Here is a 17,078-nt window from a genome sequence, read left to right as displayed (position 1 = left end):
CCTGCCATGAATCGCAAGTCAATCCAGCCGATCCTTCGCTTCAGCCTGGCCATCGGCCTCGTCGCCCTGATCAGCGCCTGCGCCACCCAGGCCCCGGCGCCGACGGAAAATCGCAGCCTGGCCGAACAAGTCCGTGCGCCGGCCGCCGAGGAACGCAGCGGCCTGCAGGTCTACCCGCTGCGCAATCCGGCCGTGACCGAACTGACCGAGGCGGCCCTGGCCGCCGAACAGGCGGGCGATCTGGACCAGGCCACCCTGCTGCTCGAGCGCGCCCTGCGCATCCAGCCCCGCGACCCGGAGCTGCTCCAGCACATGGCCGAGATCCGCCTCGAACGCGGTGAATGGGAACAGGCCGAGAGCTTCGCCGGCCGCTCCTTCGACGTCGGCCCGCGGGTCGGTGAGATCTGCCAGCGCAACTGGCGCACGATGGCCCTGGCCCGCGAGCGCCTGAGCCGCTACGACGAGGCGGCCGACGCCCGCGAGCGCCTGCAGGCCTGCCAGATCGAGCCTCCGACCCGCCTGTGACGTCGCCGAGCCGCCGGTGAGCGACTCTCGCCTGGCCGATCATTTCTCCGAGCAGGGCTCCCTGGCCCGACTGCTCGATGGCTTTCGCCCCCGTCCCGGCCAGCTCGATCTCAGCGAGGCCATCGCCGAGTGCCTGGACGATGGCCAGGATCTGGTCGCCGAGGCGGCGACCGGCACCGGCAAGACCCTGGCCTACCTGCTGCCCGTGCTCGAACGCGACGCCCGCAGCATCCTGTCCACCGGCACCCTGAACCTGCAGGAACAGCTGTTCCATCGGGACCTGCCGCTGGCCCTGAAGGCCACCGGAAGGGAATGCAGGATCGCGCTGCTCAAGGGCCGGGCCAACTACCTCTGTCCGCAGCGACTCCACCAGCACCTCGACTCCATTTCCGAGCTCGACGAGAGCGTGGTCGCCGAGCTGCGCCTGGTCGAACGCTGGGCCGAGCACACGCGGAGCGGCGAGATCAGTGAACTGGCCGAGATCGGATCGCGCTCACCGGTCTGGCCGCTGGTCACCTCCACCCAGGACAACTGCCTGGGCAGCGACTGCCCGATGCTCCGCGACTGCCCCGTCGCCCACGCCCGCCGCCAGGCCCAGGAAGCCGACGTGGTGGTGGTCAATCACCATCTGCTGTTCGCCGATCTGGCGCTCAAGCAGAGCGGCTTCGGTGAGGTCCTGCCGGGCGCCGAGGCCGTGATCATCGACGAGGCCCACCAGGTTCCGGACACGGCGATGCGCTTCTTTTCCCGCGGCGTCAGCGCCTGGCAGCTTCGGGAACTGGCCCGGGACAGCCTGGCGGCCTGCCATGGCGCCGCCGGCAGCCTGAAGCTGCTGCAGGTACCGATCGCGGAGATGAAGTCACGCCTCGATCAGGCCATCAGCGCCTGCGTCGACCTGCCGCCGCGCGGCGAATTCGGCCGCCTGCGCCAGCAGCTGCCGGCCTTCGAGGAACTGGCTCGATCCTTGAGCGCCCTCAGGCAGGCGCTGGACCCGCTGGGCGAGCAGAGCCGCGATCTGGCCAACTGCGCCGACCGGGCCGAACTGCTGCACGACGGTCTGGCCGGATTCCTGGCGGGCCAGGATGGGCACGTGCGCTGGTTCAGCTCGCGCCGCGGGCGCTTCACCCTGAACCTGACGCCGCTGGACGTGGCCACGCCCCTCAAGCAGCTGCGCGAGACCCACCCGGCCACCTGGATCATGACCTCGGCCACCCTGGCCGTGGGCGATCGCTTCGATCATTTCACGAGCCGGCTCGGTCTGGAGGACGCCCGAACCCTGGTCGTCGACAGCCCCTTCGACTACCCGACCCAGACCCGGCTCTGGATCCCGAAGGCGCTGCCGGAGCCGAACCACCCGGAGCACACGGAGGCGCTGCTGGACTCGGTCCTGCCCCTGCTCCGCGCCAACGGCGGGCGCGCCTTCCTGCTGTTCACCTCGCACCGCGCCCTGCAGCGCGCCGCCCAGTGGATGCGCTCGAACACGGACTTCAATCTGCTGATCCAGGAAGAGGCCCCGAGGCCGGTGCTGCTGGAGCGCTTCGTCCACACGCCACGCAGCGTGCTGCTGGGTGCGGCCAGCTTCTGGGAGGGTGTCGACGTACCGGGCGATGATCTGACCCTGGTCGTCATCGACAAGCTGCCCTTCGCCGCGCCCGACGATCCCGTCCTCGAAGCGACGCTGAAGGCAGCGCGCGAGGCCGGTGGCAACCCCTTCACGGACATCCAGCTGCCGCAGGCCGTGCTGTCGCTCAAGCAGGGCGCCGGCCGCCTGATCCGCCAGGCCGACGATTTCGGCGTGCTGGTCCTCGGCGACGTGCGCCTGGCCACCCGGCCCTACGGGCGCCTGTTCATCAAGAGCCTGCCGCCCATGACTCGCGTCGAGTCCGGCGAAGAGGCGGCGCGCTTCCTGCGTGATCGATTGACCATGAGAGAGATGGCGGACTGATCGGCTGCCATCGTCGATTGGAATGCAGGCATGGGCGAGGGGTACGCGGCCTGGTACCGAATCGAAGGCGGTCGACGGATCGGCTGCGGAGAGGAGTGGCTGGGTGCACCGGAAGCCCTGAAACCGCCCGACGCCTGTCCCGGTCTTGATGGCTGATGAGATGGACGCCTCCATCATTCGCTCCGGCGTCAGGTTCGCGCCACACTGGTATTTCGACCAGTCATTTAGCGTAGAAGGCGTCCAAATGAAGTCTACTCTGATCGGGATCGATCTCGCAAAGAACGTCTTTAAGGTCTGTGCGCTCAACCGAGCTGGCAAGGTCCAGCTCAACGACATGGCGCAGCCAAGTCTGCGAGCGGGCGTTACTAGTCCAACCGGTCAACGAAGTCGACCAGGCCTCGGGTTGGCAATGAGCGAGCCTGGCACGGCGATTGCCAGGCCGAGGGCCGCAGTTATTAACCCGAAGGCGCTGCAAGCGCCGCGTGACAGGCGGTCCGAAGCCGGACGAAGCTCGGGGCAAGCAACTATTGAAGTAGCTGCCCCGAGCTTGCCGGCGTCCGGCTACAGCGCAGCTTAGCGCAGGCAATGGAGGGAGCTCGGTTTCGCCGAAGGCGGAGAAGCGCTCCCGGAATGCCGTAGCGCGTGGCGCCGACTCTGAAGTCAGCTCAAGTCGCGGGGTTGGCAGGCAACTGCTGCCGATAGTGCATCACGGTCACGACTTCCACATGCTCATCGCGTTGGCGATAGATGATCCGGTAAGGTCGTGACAGCAGTTCGCGCACGTCGTCGTCCGGATACTCAGGCACCCTGCGGCCGCTGTGTGGAACAGTCTCGAGCTAAGCGACACGGGCAACGAGACGCCTGATCAGCGCATCGGCATCTCGCGGGGCGTTCTCGGCTACATGCTCCTGGACGGCGGCAAGCTGAGCCTGCGCCTCTGCCGACCAGATGACGGTCATTCACTGGAGGCCAAGGGATTCCAGCAGAGCTTCACTGGTGTAAGTGCGCCCGGCGTCAAGATCGGCGAGCCCCCGCTCGATGGAACGACGCACGGCGATTTCATAGGCCACGTCGTCCCAGGTCGCGTTTTCGGGCAACTGCTCGATAAGTTCTCGAGCCTTGGCCTTCACGGTGTCTGCTTTTGTTGCCATGGAGTCCATTCTACTACTCCTCAGTTTTCCTCGTCAGCCTCGGGCAGTCTCGCCGGGTGGGTCGCTTCGTGGATGGATTTCAGCTGGTGGATGGCCACATGGGTGTCGATCTCGGTGGTCCAGAGGTGGGCGATAACCGGGAGGCGCTGCACATCGAGATCGACGTCTCATTGACGGCTCAGCGAATCACGCGGGCCCTGGATCAGGTCTTGCTCGTACGAGGAGCGCCTGAACGGATCCAAGTGGACCACGGTCCCGAGTTCACCAGTGCGACATTCGTTGCCTGGTGCCAGCAACGCAACGTCATCATCGAGCACACACAACCTGGAAAACCGACGCAGAATGCGTTCATCGAACGGTTCAACGGCATCTATCGTGACGGCGTCCTCGATGCGTGGTGCTTCATGACGTTGAATCAGGTCCGCGAGGAAACGGCACGATGGCTGACGGAGCACAACACCATCCGGCCCCATGAGTCTCTCGGAGACGTCTCCCCAATCGAATTTCTAACCGACCGAGGTCACGCCGAAATCTCTACTTATGGTTGGTCCTAAGTTGGGGAAGTGGACAGAACCAGTTCGCGCAACTGACAATCAGAACAAATCTACCGCTTCTTGACAATCCGGAAGCGCCATTTGCACAACCAATTACATCCCACACCCCATTTGACACTATCATGTTACCCTCATCGTTTCTTGACTATTTCTGTAAATTTTGAGTGAGACAACGGTAATGTCTGATCCGTCTACTCTTTCGCACGCTTCCCGCTATCGCGGAGCGAAATTGATTCTTACGGCCTCGTTTTTGTTGCTCGTTCCAGCTCTGTCTGGCGCTCAAACATCTCCGACATGGCTTAGTATCGATCCACCTGTTCCGGTTTCTGAGGAAGCTCTTTTTGTCACTACGCTTTGGGGTGGGCAAGGACTGTGCTTTTCAACATTCGCGAATCCGCAAGGGCTCTTTCATTTCTTGGAAGTTGACGGCAACCAAATACGCCTCGATTATGTGGCCGAGTTGGATTTGGGAGTTGGATGCAACAATTTGACCATTGAGCGAACCCATGAGATAGGGATGCTGGATTCCGGCACTTATGAGCTGATTGTCAGTCGGGTAGATCGTGATACGGTCTTCCCAGCGTTAGATTCACACAGAACCACACTGGGTCGGATGAATGTCGTCGTGGGGGTGGCGCCAATTGCTGTGCCGGTTGACCAATGGAATGGGTTACTGTTGGCTGCCTTGGCATTGCTCGGGATGGGACTCAGAGCCGTGCGGATTTCAGATATCAATAGCGAATCCAACTAGAAGCCCTTCAGCTGCTTGCATCACGCTGTACAGCATTTTCTCGGATTGGCGTAAAAATTTGCGAAATGTTCCGTCGGGATGTAATAGGCCCTCGAGGACACCTAGGCCCTCGAGGACACCCATCAACCCGAGCAAAAATCCTACACCAGCACGCAGCCGTTTCCTATTCCAGTCGATCGGTCGCGTCAGCAGACTGGCCCCATGACCTACCCCCGAAGCCAGATCGCACCGCCGGACGAGCCCGGCTTCTTCCATGTTGTCAGTCGATGCGTGCGTCGCGCCTTTCTCTGTGGCACCGACAAATACACCAAGAGGTGTTTCGAGCACCGGCGGACATGGATCGAGGATCGAATTCGGTTCCTGGCCGAGTCCTTCGCTGTATCGATCTACTCCTACGCTGTGATGAGCAATCACTACCAAATCGTGCTCTCTACCGACCCGCGGGAGGCGCAACTCTGGAGCGACGAGCAAGTCGCCGAACGCTGGCTTCGGGTCTTCCCAGGCGCGCTGAGCTGGACATCTGACAAGAGGCAGCGCGAGCGAATCGCCTACGCCCTGACCAGCGACCCGAAGAGACTGCAGGAGATTCGGTCCCGACTCGGGAGCCTGAGCTGGTTCATGCGAGCGCTGAATGAGCCAATCGCCCGGATGGCGAACAAGGAGGATGAATGTTCGGGCCGGTTCTGGGAGGGGCGCTTCAAGTGCCAAGCGCTGCTGGAAGAGCAAGCGGTGGTATCGGCGATGGCCTACGTGGACTTGAATCCGGTTCGCGCCAAAAAGGCAGACACGCTCGAAGACTCCGATCACACCAGCGTCCGGGCCCGGATTTCGGAGCGAGAAAAGTGCTCATACAAGCAGCGAGACGAGTTGTTGAACCGCCCCCTCAAGCCCGTCGCCGGTCTGGATGCAAACGCACCGCTTGGAATGTCCGAATCCAGCTATCTGGATCTGGTGGAATGGACCGGCGAACAGGCCCATCCGCTCAAGCGCGGAAAGCTCGAAGCCCCAACCCAGGACAACCCGCCGGACATCCTCTGGTCATTGGCAAAGCACCCGAAGCAATGGCTAAGGCGGGTTCAAGGCACCGAGAGTCGCTACTACCGAGCCATCGGTTCGGCCGAAGCCCTGATGGCCAAGGCCGCTGAGATCGGGCAGCGCTGGATGAAGGGGGTCAGCAGCGAGCGAGCCCGGATTCTGATGCGACAGCAGACCGAGTAGACGAAACTCCCTTGAACCTGCCGGGCCAGTACATGCTGGCTGCTCGTCATGCTCTTATCATGGAAAATCAAGGGAAACACCCTACCCTGGGCTATTCGCAGCGACCGAAGCCCTTCCAACTCCTTGTCTACTGACGACCGATCGGCAAAGCCGCTTCGAGGAAGGAAGTCGTGGATGTCCCGCTCTCGCGCTAAAGTAGGAAATTGACCCGAGCACGGGTAGGGAATCTTCGTGTCTTCGTGGCTGTCCCGATCTTGTTGCTTCGAGGAAGGAAGTCGTGGATGTCCCGCTCTCGCGTTGCGATCTTGCCGATCTTGGCCCATTGAGGTTTTCTACAACATCCAGCGCTTGCATCAAGCGCTAAACTAACGAATCCCGCTCCAGGCTGAAATGTCTGCGTGATACCTGCCCGCTTTATGCGGGTTGGCTCAGAATGTCCGTCGCCGACCAAAACTCTGGCTATTCAGATTCAAGCGCCAATTCAATCACGATAACATCAATCAGCTCTGCTGGATTATAGTATCCATGTCCAAAAGCATCCCCGCACAGTACATTATAGAACGGCCTACGCTCTATCCCCGAGAACCCCCAAATCGAAAGGACCCAATCTCTAAATTTCCAATAAAATCCGCCATGCCCCCTAAACGCATCCTCTGTTTCCCTAGTCAGCAATGCATTGAAATCAAGGAAATCTTGCGACTCCCAGTCAGTTCTCCAATCAGAAGGACTCGGCGTCTTAGACAGCGCAGTTAGAATAGGGGCATGAAGATCTATTGGAAGCAATAAAGAAAGTTCACGCTTGACTTCACCACAGCTTTGTGGGAAAGCGTAGCCAGTGGGTGACTCAGAGTCCATCGCAGGCCTCAATTCCCACCGGAAAAGCCCATCACCATCACCATAAGCCACCATCATAGGCAGTTGAATTGAATCACGCTGATACCGTTCTTTTCTTTCGGCTGGCGCCACACACGCCGACAATAAGAAGAGCCCAGAGATTAGCGTTACTTTCGAATATGTTCTCATTGGGGCCTCCTAGTTAGGAATTGGAATACAAGCACGGCAGAGCAAATGACCAGCAAAATCTCTATCGCCCATTGATGGAAGGTAGACTTTGAAGTTACCCCGGTGATCCGAGAGAAAAACTGGAATTCCGCCCGCCCTTGAGAGGCGAATATCGTCCGGCGAGAACAAGTCACGGTTTGTCCCAGCCGCACCATGGGTATGTGCCATGTATCTCGGGTTGATTCCCAGGATTGTTTCATTGTCGGTAGGGCCATCATAGCGAACTCCACCGTGGCTGAAGCTGATTGCGTGATTCCCAATTGCCCTTCCTACAATAGACGTTCCGTCAACATCCACAAGGCGTCCAAACTCCGTATCTTGAAAAACGGAGTCCACGTTCAAAATGTATAAGAGATCATAGGCCTCCTGGACATCTGATAGTGCTAGCTCATCTGACAACCTCATTGGAATTCTAAAGTCAGGGTAATCATCTTCAACATCGTCGATAGAGGCAGACGTTTGATCTGAAAGATTCTGATTCAGCGCGTAACCCATTGCCCCACGGACCGCAGATAGACCAAATTTCCCACCAGAAATCTCACTGGCTAAACCCGACACCGCACCAGCAATCAAAGTCTGCTCCAACGCCCCAACAGGTAGATCCTGAATCGAAGGCGAAACCATCTTCGTAAAGCTCGCCGCCATAAAGCCCCGTGCAAAGTCGCCCCCACTTGCAGCTGCGGATACACCACCGACGATTCCATGCGCGAACATTTGCTTCGGCAAGGACTTGTCGTGGAACCCCTGCCCAACGCTATTGAAAAGCAACGCCGTTGAGAAGCTGATGAAGGCCCCCTTCACGCTCCCCGTTGCCACGTACGTGGACGCCGCCGAACCTGAAGCGGCAACCGCTGCGACAGACGCTTTTTCAGCGACGGTCATACCAGTGGTGATCGAGGTCGCAGCGTAGGCCCAAGTCGCCATACCGATCACACTCGAGGCAAACATCCGGAAGGCATGATTGCCGCGATCCCGCGTATTGTTCGGACGCCCTGTAAAGCCCGACGGATCGACCCAACCCAGCGGATTGTTGTGTACATAGGTATAGCGATTCAGGGTGCCGACATCCTCGATGAACGGATCGGACTGAATGAAGCGCGCGAGAACCGGATCGTAAATCCGCCCGTTCATATGGATCAGGCCCAGTGCATCCATATGCTCATGGCCGGTGTAGCCACGCTCCGTCCAGTCCAGCATTCGCTGGAACTCTTCGCTCCAGGCCGTCGCGATCGGTTGCGTATAGGGAATCCAGCCGTCGTTGTCGCCTGCGACCATTGCTCTCCGCGCACCCCAGGGATCAAAGCTCATCCGCGCGATGGTCTGCCCGTTTTCGTCCGAAAGTGCCACCAGGGAGCCTTGGTGGTCCATATGCCGATAGTGGGTGCGCTCTACCCCAGAAACGGTGTCCAGCGTGATCAGCACTTGGGAACCGACCCGCTTTTTGGTCTCCCGCAACGAGCCAATCTGTCCACCGCTGAAACTGGCATCGTAGTTGAATTCGACGTCACCCACGAAGATGGTGTAGCGAAGACCCTGGCCGCTGTTTTCGGCCCGGACGCGCTTATTTCGGCTCGCGCCGTAGAAATACTCGGATCTTGCGCTTCCCCCTGCCCCTTCGACCGTGGCCAATCGACGGCTACTTGTATAAGTGAACGTTCGCTCTCCGTCTGCCAGAAGATTCCCTGTCAGGTCGTAGGAATAGCAGCCGGCGCCAGCCCCAACACCACACAGCGCGTGGGGGCCCGCACCGAGAGCGCAGTAGATGCCATCGCCATAGCGATATACATCTGTGGGCTCTGCCGGATCTGTGACACCCGTCTTCGTGAGAATATTCCCTGCCTGATCGTAGCCAATATCTTGCTCGAAATCAGGGATGCCTGGCGAGCTGGAAATGACACGCTGATAATGCGTGCGAGTCAGTCGATCACGCAAATCGTACTGGAAGAATTCCAGATGGGGCGACGAAAGCTGACCATTGGCGTAGCCATAGGCCAGGTTCTCTCGGCGAGTCAGTCGGCCCGCCCCGTCCCAACGATAGACGGAGAACTGTGCAATTTCCTCGCCGAAGGTTCCCATGAGGCATTGATGTCGACATCATTATCGACCTTGAACGGCAACAAGTCCTGCAGGGTCTTAGGCGCCAGGCCCTCACCCGCCCGGGAATCGCGATCAGCTGAAAGAATGCAATGCATCATCGTTGACTTCTCGATTTTTTCGGATTGTCGAACAGCAGCCAGTCATCATCAGCTCCACAAAGGCGATCGATCAGCAAATGCCCTGGTAATTTGCAGTGCAGGCCTTGAGCTGAAGCCGCTAGAATCAGTTCATGAATTCACTGGCCATCGAAACCTCGACCGAGAGCTGCTCGGTCGCCCTGCAGGCGGGCGATGAGGTCCTGCTTCGCGAACTCGTCGAACCGCGCAGTCATGCCACCCGCATCCTGCCCTGGGTCGATGAGCTGCTGGCCGAAGCCGACCTGAGCCACGCTCGGATCGACCGCTTCGTCGTCAGTCGAGGGCCGGGTGGTTTCACCAGCCTTCGCATCGGATTGAGCATCGTCCAGGGCCTGGCCCTGGCCCATGATCGCCCCGTGCATCCGGTCTCCAGCCTGGACGTGCTGGCCCGGTCGGGCGATCCGGCACTGCAGCACTCGCATCTTCTCGCCTTGCTGGATGCACGCATGGGCGAGGTGTACGCGGCCTGGTACCGAATCGAAGGCGGTCGACGGATCGGATGCGGAGAGGAGTGGCTGGGTGCACCGGAAGCCCTGAAACCGCCCGACGCCGGCCCCTGGCAAGCAGCCGGCCCCGGCGTCCAGGCCTTTCATGAGCGCCTGAGCAAGACCCTGGGCACGTCCGTATCCCTGCCGGCGGCCGACGCCCCCATCGTCTGGCCCTCGGCGCGTGCCCTGCTGGAGCTGGCCGATGCGGTCGAGGGCGTGCCGGGACACCGCATCACCCCCACCTACCTCCGCGATCAGGTCACCGGCTAGGGAGCCTCTGAATAATCATGCTTGGAGCGCGTTTCAGTCGGAAAAGCCGCAGATCGTGCGGTGCGACGCGAGTGACAGTAGCCGTCGCTACGGCCGAGTGGCGCGACGCGCGAGATGCGGCTTTTCCGGCGAAACCCTTTAGGGACAGGCCTTTGCGGGGCCTCCGCCTCGTTTGGACTCGCTTATTTGGAATGACCAAACCACGCTCGCCCAAGCCAAGCCGGAGACTCCCGCAAAGGCCTGTCGCGCCCGCGCATGATTATTCAGAGGCTCCCTAGACAACCAGTCCCAGCCAGAGCAGCGAAGACGGCCGGGCGCCCTCCACGCCCAGCCCGAAACCGGGCAAACCGATCTCAAGCCGTGGCGAACAGACGCCTGGCTCGCAGATGGCCGCTCTCATCCAGGGTCGCGATGCCCAGGAACTCGCCTTCTCCATAGGCACGAACCAGGCCCGCCTCGCCGTCGATTCCGGCCAGGGTCTGGCCATGCTGCAGGCGCCTGGCCAACGCCGCCTCGAGCTCGACGGCCGGCAGATGCAGTAGCGCCTGGTCGGGCGGGATCAGCAGCGAGCGCGCCTGGTCGACGTCCAGGCCGTCCAGATCGGCCAGGCCGATCGCCTTGTCGATCGAGAAGGGTTCACTCAGCGTTCGGCGCAGGGCGCTCAGATGCGCTCCACAGCCCAGGGCCTCACCGATGTCACGAACCAGGGAACGGATGTAGGTGCCCTTGGAGCAGCGCACATCGAGCTTCAGCACGGGGGACTGCCAGCCGATCAGCTTCAGGGCATGAATGACCACCGCGCGCGGCGGACGCTCGACGGTCTCGCCCTTGCGGGCCAGTTCGTAGAGGCGCTTGCCCTGGTGCTTGAGCGCCGAGTGCATCGGCGGCACCTGCTCGATCGGGCCCCGAAAGCGGTCCAGCACGGCCTCGATGGCGGCCTCGTCGAGCTCGGGCACCGGCCGGCGCTCGAGCACCTCACCTTCGGCATCTTCGCTGTCGGTGGTGATGCCGAGCGTCGCTTCGGCCAGGTAGGCCTTGTCCGCATCGAGCAGGAAGCCGGCCACCTTGGTGGCCTCACCGAAGCACAGGGCCAGCAGGCCGGATGCCATCGGATCGAGGGTGCCCGTATGCCCGGCCTTCTTGATGCCAAGCAGGCGCTTGGCCCGACCCAGGGCGGCGTTGGAGCCCAGCCCGGAAGGCTTGTCCAGAAGCAGAATCCCGGACGGCGTGTCGGTCTTCCGAGCGCGAGACGCAGTCATGGGGAAGCCACCTTCATTGCTCGATGCTTTGTGCTGACGGAGAGATCGAAAGCTTTAACACGAAGGAGGCACGAAGGGCACGAAGAAATGAAAAGGATCGAAATCAAGGAAGGCGAGACAAGAGGCGGTAGCCGACGGAACTCATGAACCGATTCAACGAACTGATTCAAGTCCTTCTTCGCGTCCTTCGTGTTCCTGTCTTTTGGCGGCCGGCTCGATGTCAGGAGAAAGCGCTGACGCAGAGGCTGATCAGGCCACCGGAGAAGATGCCGAGGGCCAGCACGGCCACGCCGTTGACGGTCAGCACGGCGCGGAAATCCACCGGCGCCGTCACCGGCGTGCTGTCTTCCGGCGCATCGAAGTACATCAGCTTGACGATGCGCAGATAGTAGAAGGCACCGACCACCGACATGATGACCGCCAGCACGGCGAGCCAGATGAAGCCGGCCGCCAGGGCGGCGGCAATGACCTGCCACTTGGCGAAGAAGCCGAGGAACACGGGCACGCCGGCCAGGGAGAACATGATCATCAGCATCAGCAGGGCATGCCAGGGGTTGCGCTTGGCCAGGCCCTTGTAGTCCTCGATGCGATCGGCTTCGCGCTCACTCGAGACCAGGATGACGACGGCGAAGGCGCCTGCCGACATGATGGCGTAGGCGATGGCGTAGAACATCGCGGCCGAATAGCCTTCCGGCGTCCCGGCCATCACGCCCATCAGCATGAAGCCCATGTGCGAGATGGTCGAATAGGCGAGCATGCGCTTGATGTTGTCCTGGGCGATCGCGACGACGTTGCCGAGGATCAGGGACAGGCCGATCAGCACGGCCAGCATGTTCATCCAGTCCTGGTGCAGGCCGATCATGCCGTTGTCGAGCAGACGGATGGCCAGGGCCAGGTAGGCCAGCTTGGGCACCGAGGAGATCAGGGTGGTGATCGCCAGGGGCGCACCGTGATAGACGTCCGGCACCCACATGTGGAAAGGCACGGCGCCGATCTTGAAGGCGATGGCGATGACCACGAAGACCAGGCCGAAGGTCAGCAGCATCGAATCGCCCGCCCCCATCGACAGGTTCTGGCTGATCGTGGCCAGGTCCAGGCTACCCGTGGCGCCATAGATCAGGCTCATGCCGTAGAGCAGGATGCCCGAGGCCAGGGAGCCGAGGATGAAGTACTTCATCGCCGCTTCGGAACCGAAGCGCGAATCGCGGTCCAGGGCCACCAGGGCATAGGTCGACAGGGCCAGCAACTCCAGACCGAGGTAGACGGTGATCAGATTGGACGCCGAGATCATCACCATCACGCCCAGCAGGGCGAACAGGCTCAGGGTGTAGAACTCGCCCTTGAACAGACCGAAGCGGCGCAGGTAGTGCTTGGCGTAGACGAACACGCCCGCCAGGATCAGATAGCTGAAGATCTTGAGCACGTCACCGAAGCGGTCGCGCACGAAGGTGCCCGAGAAGGCGTATTCCACCACGCCGACCGGCTGCATCACGCGCAGGGTCAGGATGGCCGCGAACACCAGGGTCAGGATCGCCAGCGTGTGCGTCAGCCCCCGTCGCTCGTCGGAAATGAACAGATCGGCGAGCAGCACGATGCAGGTCATCGACAGCACGAAGATCTCGGGAAGCGCCAGTTGTAGTTCAGCAATCGTCATAGAAAATCCAATTCACCACTGAGGCACAGAGGTCACAGAGTAAAGCTAAAGAACTCTGCGCCGGATACCTTGTTTCAAGACTGGAACATTGAAGTTGATCAAAAGACCAAGTTGGAGACCACTCAATCGCAGATAGGTCAGCAACTGTGCTTCATGGATCGGTTCCAGATTTGCAGTCGATTTAAGCTCCAGTAAAACGCTACCCTCGACCACCATGTCGAGTCGGTAACCGCAGTCGAGGTGATGACCTCGATATACGACAGGCAATTCCACCTGCCTTTCAAAATTCAGACCTCGCGCCTCCAATTCGAAGGCCAGGCACACTTCATAAACAGACTCGAGCAGCCCGGGACCCAACTCCCGATGCACAGCAATCGCAGCGCCAATGATTTCGCCGGTCAACTCACTGTCGCCATCTTTGTCCACCATGAAAATCTTTGCTCTGTGTACTCCGTGCCTCTGTGGTGAGCCTGTCTTATCCGATCTTGGACTGGACGATGTGAGCGACCAGGTTCTGGATCGAGGCTTCCATCATCTCGATCAGCGGGTACGGCCAGATGCCCACGCCCAGCACGAAGACCGCCAGGGTCGTCAGCATGATCCATTCACGCGCAGTGATGTCCTTGAGCGCAGCCACCTGATCGTTGGCCACCTCACCGTAGAACACGCGCTTGACCAGCCACAGGCTGTAGGCCGCGCCGAGCAGCAGGGTGGTGGCGGCGACGAAGGCGAACCAGAAGTTGGCGTGGAAGGCGGCCAGGATGACCATGAATTCGCCGACGAAGCCCGAGGTGCCCGGCAGGCCGGAGTTCGACATGAAGAACAGGACGGCGAACATCGCGAACCAGGGCATGGTGTTGGCCACGCCGCCATAGGACGAGATTTCGCGGCTGTGGACCCGATCGTAGAGCACGCCCACGCAGAGGAACATGGCGCCGGAGATGAAGCCGTGGGAGATCATCTGCACCATGGCGCCGCTGATGCCGAGGCCCGCGCCGGTCAGTTCACCGGAGTGGCGCTGGATTGCGAAGGCCAGGAACAGGCCCAGGGTGACGAAGCCCATGTGCGAGATCGAGCTGTAGGCGATCAGCTTCTTCATGTCGCTCTGCGCCAGGGCGACGAAACCGATGTAGGCAATGGCGACCAGGGACATGCCGATGACCAGCCAGTCCAGCTCGGCCGCCGCATCGGGCGTGATCGGCAGGGAGAAACGCACCAGACCGTAGCCACCGATCTTCAGCATCACCGCCGCCAGCACCACGGAACCCCCGGTCGGGGCCTCGACGTGCGCATCCGGCAGCCAGGTGTGGACCGGCCACATCGGCACCTTGACCGCGAAGGCGATCAGGAAGGCCAGGAAGATCCAGATCTGGGCATCCAGGGCGATCGGCATGGCGTGCAGATCGGCGATGGCGAAGCTGCCGCCCTGCAGGTACATCCAGATCAGGGCGATCAGCATGAACACCGAACCGAAGAAGGTGAACAGGAAGAACTTGATCGTCGCGTAGATCCGGTTCGGACCCCCCCAGATACCGATGATCAGGAACATCGGCACCAGCATGGCTTCGAAGAAGACGTAGAACAGCAGGGCGTCGAGGGCACCGAACATGCCGACCATCAGACCCTGCAGCATCAGGAAGGCGGCCAGGTACTGGTGCGGCCGATCGGTGATCGTCCAGCCGCCGATGACCACCATGACCCCGATCAATGCCGTCAGCATGATCAGCGGCAGGGACAGGCCATCCACCCCGAGGTGGTAGTGAATGTCGAAGGCTTCGATCCAGACGGCCTTCTCTTCGAACTGCATCGCAGCCGTGCCGACGTCGAAACCGGCATAGACCACGATCGAGAGCAACAGGCAGACCAGTGCCGTGATCAGGGCCAGCGGGCGGACCAGGTCCGGGTAGCGATCACCCAGCGCGATCAGAGCCGCGCCGCCGGCAATCGGAATCCAGACCAGAAGACTGAGCAGGGGCCAATCAAACATGAATCATCTTCCCCTTACCGGAGCAGGACGAAGGCCGCGAGGATGGCCACCAGGCCAACGATCATCGCGAACGCGTAGTGGAACAGGAAACCCGTCTGGGTATGGCGCATCAGGCGCGAGAACTTCTCGACCAGACGCGCCGAGCCATTGACGACCAGGCCATCGATCAGGAAGCGATCGCCGCCCCTGGACAGGCCCGAGGCGATCATCAGGCCACCCCCGGCGAAGACCTTCTGGTACAGCTCGTCGAAGCCGTACTTCTTGTCCAGGATGGCCCAGATCAGGTGGGCGCGTTGCTTGATGGTGGCCGCGATCTCGGGCTTGAACAGATAGATCACCGTCGAGGTCGCCACGCCGGCCATGGCCAGCAAGAACACCGGGGTCACGAAGCCGTGCAGGCCGAAGGCGAAGGCGCCATGGAAATGGTGGCCCAGCTCGGCGACCACGTCATGCGCCTCGCGAACGAAGATCGCATCGGACAGGGCACCACCGAACAGCAGCGGCTCGACGGTCAGGTAACCGATGAACACGGACGGAATCGCCAGCAGGATCAGCGGCACGGTCACCACCCAGGGCGATTCATGCGCATGGCTCGCGGTTTCGGCGTCCATGCGGGTCGGGCCGTGGAAGGCCAGATACAGCATGCGGAAGGAGTACAGGGCCGTCACGAAGACCCCGGCGTAGACGGCGAAGACCGCAAAGCCCACGCCCGGACGTTCGGCCAGCTTGACCGCCTCGATGATCATGTCCTTGGAGTAGAAACCCGAGAAGAACGGGAACCCGATCAGAGCCAGGGAACCGATCCAGGCCGTCGCGGCAGTGATCGGCATGAACTTTCTCAGGCCGCCCATCTCGCGCATGTCCTGCTTGTGGTGCAGGGCGATGATCACCGAGCCGGCGCCGAGGAACAGCAGGGCCTTGAAGAAGGCGTGGGTCATCAGATGGAAGATGGCCACGGAATAGGCCGACGCCCCGAGGGCGACGGTCATGTAGCCCAGCTGCGAGAGCGTCGAGTAGGCGACCACGCGCTTGATGTCGTTCTGGACGATGCCGATCAGGCCCATGAACAGGGCAGTGATGGCGCCGATGACCAGGATGAAGCTGAGCGCCGTCACGGACATCTCGAACATCGGTGACAGGCGGGCCACCATGAAGATGCCGGCGGTCACCATGGTCGCGGCGTGGATCAGGGCCGAAATCGGCGTCGGGCCTTCCATCGAATCCGGCAGCCAGACGTGCAGCGGTGCCTGCGCGGACTTGCCCATGGCGCCGATAAACAGGCAGATGCAGATCACGGTCATGACCTGCCATTCGGCCCCACCGAAGATGCTCATGGTCATGCCCTCGACGGCCGGCGCGGCAGCGAAGGCTTCGGCGTAGTCGAGGGTGCCCATGTAGTAGACCACGCCCGCGATGCCGAGCAGGAAGCCGAAGTCGCCGACGCGGTTGACCAGGAAGGCCTTCAGGTTGGCGCGGACGGCGGAGTCCTTCTTGAACCAGAAACCGATCAGCAGGTAGGACACCAGGCCGACCGCTTCCCAGCCGAAGAACAGCTGCATGAAGTTGTTCGCCATCACCAGCATCAGCATGGCGAAGGTGAACAGGTTGATGTAGGAGAAGAAGCGCTGGTAGCCCGGATCGTCGTGCATGTAGCCGATGGTGTAGACGTGCACCATGAAGGACACGAAGGTCACCACGACCATCATCAGGGCCGTCAGGCTGTCGATCAGGAAGCCGACCTCGAAGCGCAGGCCATCGGTCACCGCCCAGGTGTAGACCGAGTAGTTGAGCACTTCCATGTCGTTGAAGAAGACTTCCCAGGCGACATAGCAGGACAGCACGCAGGAACCGGCCACGGCCAGGATCGTGACCCAGTGCGCACCGGCACGGCCGATCTGATGGCGAAGCAGTCCGGCGATCAGGCTGCCGATGAGCGGCAGCAGCGGAATCAGCAGCAGTATGGTTTTGATAGTCACGTCA

Annotated in this window: 15 protein-coding genes and 1 pseudogene; 7 read left to right on the top strand and 9 right to left on the bottom strand. The window is 61.2% G+C overall.

What is annotated here, in order from left to right:
• Positions 1-6: 6 nt before the first annotated feature.
• The 3 genes from WM2015_RS03125 to WM2015_RS16325 are packed head-to-tail and all read left to right on the top strand — an operon-like array spanning position 7 to position 2,626.
• Positions 7-525: a tetratricopeptide repeat protein gene (locus tag WM2015_RS03125; protein ID WP_049724672.1), complete on the top strand. Its 519-nt coding sequence runs from the start codon at positions 7-9 to the stop codon at positions 523-525.
• Positions 526-541: 16 nt separating this feature from the next.
• Positions 542-2,470 carry a DNA repair helicase YoaA gene (gene yoaA, locus WM2015_RS03120; protein WP_049724671.1) on the top strand — a complete coding sequence of 643 codons (1,929 nt, stop codon included), beginning with the start codon at positions 542-544 and terminating at the stop codon, positions 2,468-2,470.
• 30 nt (positions 2,471-2,500) lie between these two features.
• Entirely contained in the window at positions 2,501-2,626 is a 126-nt protein-coding gene (locus tag WM2015_RS16325; protein WP_260319091.1) for a hypothetical protein, read from the top strand.
• 509 nt (positions 2,627-3,135) lie between these two features.
• On the opposite strand, the pseudogene WM2015_RS15515 reads toward WM2015_RS16325, so the two are convergent.
• Positions 3,136-3,288: pseudogene (locus tag WM2015_RS15515) on the bottom strand (type II toxin-antitoxin system RelE/ParE family toxin); the annotation flags it as partial.
• Positions 3,289-3,429: 141 nt separating this feature from the next.
• Entirely contained in the window at positions 3,430-3,630 is a 201-nt protein-coding gene (locus tag WM2015_RS03115; RefSeq protein ID WP_183971427.1) for a hypothetical protein, read from the bottom strand.
• An 89-nt stretch (positions 3,631-3,719) separates the two neighbouring features.
• Between WM2015_RS03115 and WM2015_RS03110 the strand changes: the two genes are divergently transcribed.
• The 3 genes from WM2015_RS03110 (at position 3,720) to WM2015_RS03100 (ending at position 6,144) form a co-directional block, all read left to right on the top strand.
• Positions 3,720-4,175, top strand: coding sequence for an integrase core domain-containing protein (locus tag WM2015_RS03110; RefSeq protein WP_049726956.1), 456 nt, complete (start codon positions 3,720-3,722; stop codon positions 4,173-4,175).
• A 178-nt stretch (positions 4,176-4,353) separates the two neighbouring features.
• Complete coding sequence (locus tag WM2015_RS15730; protein WP_156200778.1) at positions 4,354-4,926, top strand: hypothetical protein; 573 nt, start codon at positions 4,354-4,356, stop codon at positions 4,924-4,926.
• A 201-nt stretch (positions 4,927-5,127) separates the two neighbouring features.
• A complete protein-coding gene (locus WM2015_RS03100) occupies positions 5,128-6,144 on the top strand; it encodes a hypothetical protein (protein ID WP_049724668.1) in 1,017 nt (338 codons plus the stop codon).
• A gap of 459 nt (positions 6,145-6,603) precedes the next feature.
• Here the strand turns inward: WM2015_RS03100 and WM2015_RS15725 are convergent, their stop codons facing one another.
• Both WM2015_RS15725 and WM2015_RS03095 read right to left on the bottom strand, forming a co-directional pair.
• Entirely contained in the window at positions 6,604-7,167 is a 564-nt protein-coding gene (locus WM2015_RS15725) for a hypothetical protein (protein ID WP_156200776.1), read from the bottom strand.
• A 9-nt stretch (positions 7,168-7,176) separates the two neighbouring features.
• Positions 7,177-9,282 (bottom strand): RHS repeat-associated core domain-containing protein, encoded by a 2,106-nt coding sequence (locus WM2015_RS03095; protein ID WP_049724667.1) that lies wholly within the window; start codon positions 9,280-9,282, stop codon positions 7,177-7,179.
• 250 nt (positions 9,283-9,532) lie between these two features.
• On the opposite strand from WM2015_RS03095, the gene tsaB reads away from it, so the two are divergent.
• Positions 9,533-10,198, top strand: coding sequence for a tRNA (adenosine(37)-N6)-threonylcarbamoyltransferase complex dimerization subunit type 1 TsaB (gene tsaB, locus WM2015_RS03090; RefSeq protein WP_049724666.1), 666 nt, complete (start codon positions 9,533-9,535; stop codon positions 10,196-10,198).
• Between the two features lie 353 nt (positions 10,199-10,551).
• Here the strand turns inward: tsaB and truB are convergent, their stop codons facing one another.
• From truB to nuoL, 5 genes are all read right to left on the bottom strand, one after another.
• Positions 10,552-11,457, bottom strand: coding sequence for a tRNA pseudouridine(55) synthase TruB (truB, locus tag WM2015_RS03085; protein WP_049724665.1), 906 nt, complete (start codon positions 11,455-11,457; stop codon positions 10,552-10,554).
• A gap of 220 nt (positions 11,458-11,677) precedes the next feature.
• Positions 11,678-13,111 (bottom strand): NADH-quinone oxidoreductase subunit NuoN, encoded by a 1,434-nt coding sequence (gene nuoN / locus WM2015_RS03080; protein WP_049724664.1) that lies wholly within the window; start codon positions 13,109-13,111, stop codon positions 11,678-11,680.
• A gap of 45 nt (positions 13,112-13,156) precedes the next feature.
• A complete protein-coding gene (locus WM2015_RS15510; RefSeq protein ID WP_183971425.1) occupies positions 13,157-13,540 on the bottom strand; it encodes a GxxExxY protein in 384 nt (127 codons plus the stop codon).
• A 46-nt stretch (positions 13,541-13,586) separates the two neighbouring features.
• Positions 13,587-15,098, bottom strand: a complete 1,512-nt coding sequence (locus tag WM2015_RS03070; RefSeq protein WP_049724662.1) for an NADH-quinone oxidoreductase subunit M — start codon at positions 15,096-15,098, stop codon at positions 13,587-13,589.
• Between the two features lie 14 nt (positions 15,099-15,112).
• Positions 15,113-17,068 carry an NADH-quinone oxidoreductase subunit L gene (nuoL, locus tag WM2015_RS03065; protein WP_049726955.1) on the bottom strand — a complete coding sequence of 652 codons (1,956 nt, stop codon included), beginning with the start codon at positions 17,066-17,068 and terminating at the stop codon, positions 15,113-15,115.
• Between the last annotated feature and the right edge of the window lie 10 nt (positions 17,069-17,078).

Origin of the sequence: Wenzhouxiangella marina (genome assembly GCF_001187785.1) — a bacterium.
Lineage (GTDB): Bacteria > Pseudomonadota > Gammaproteobacteria > Xanthomonadales > Wenzhouxiangellaceae > Wenzhouxiangella > Wenzhouxiangella marina.
Note: the sequence above shows the minus strand (reverse complement) of the source record. Positions and strands in the feature narration are given on the sequence as shown.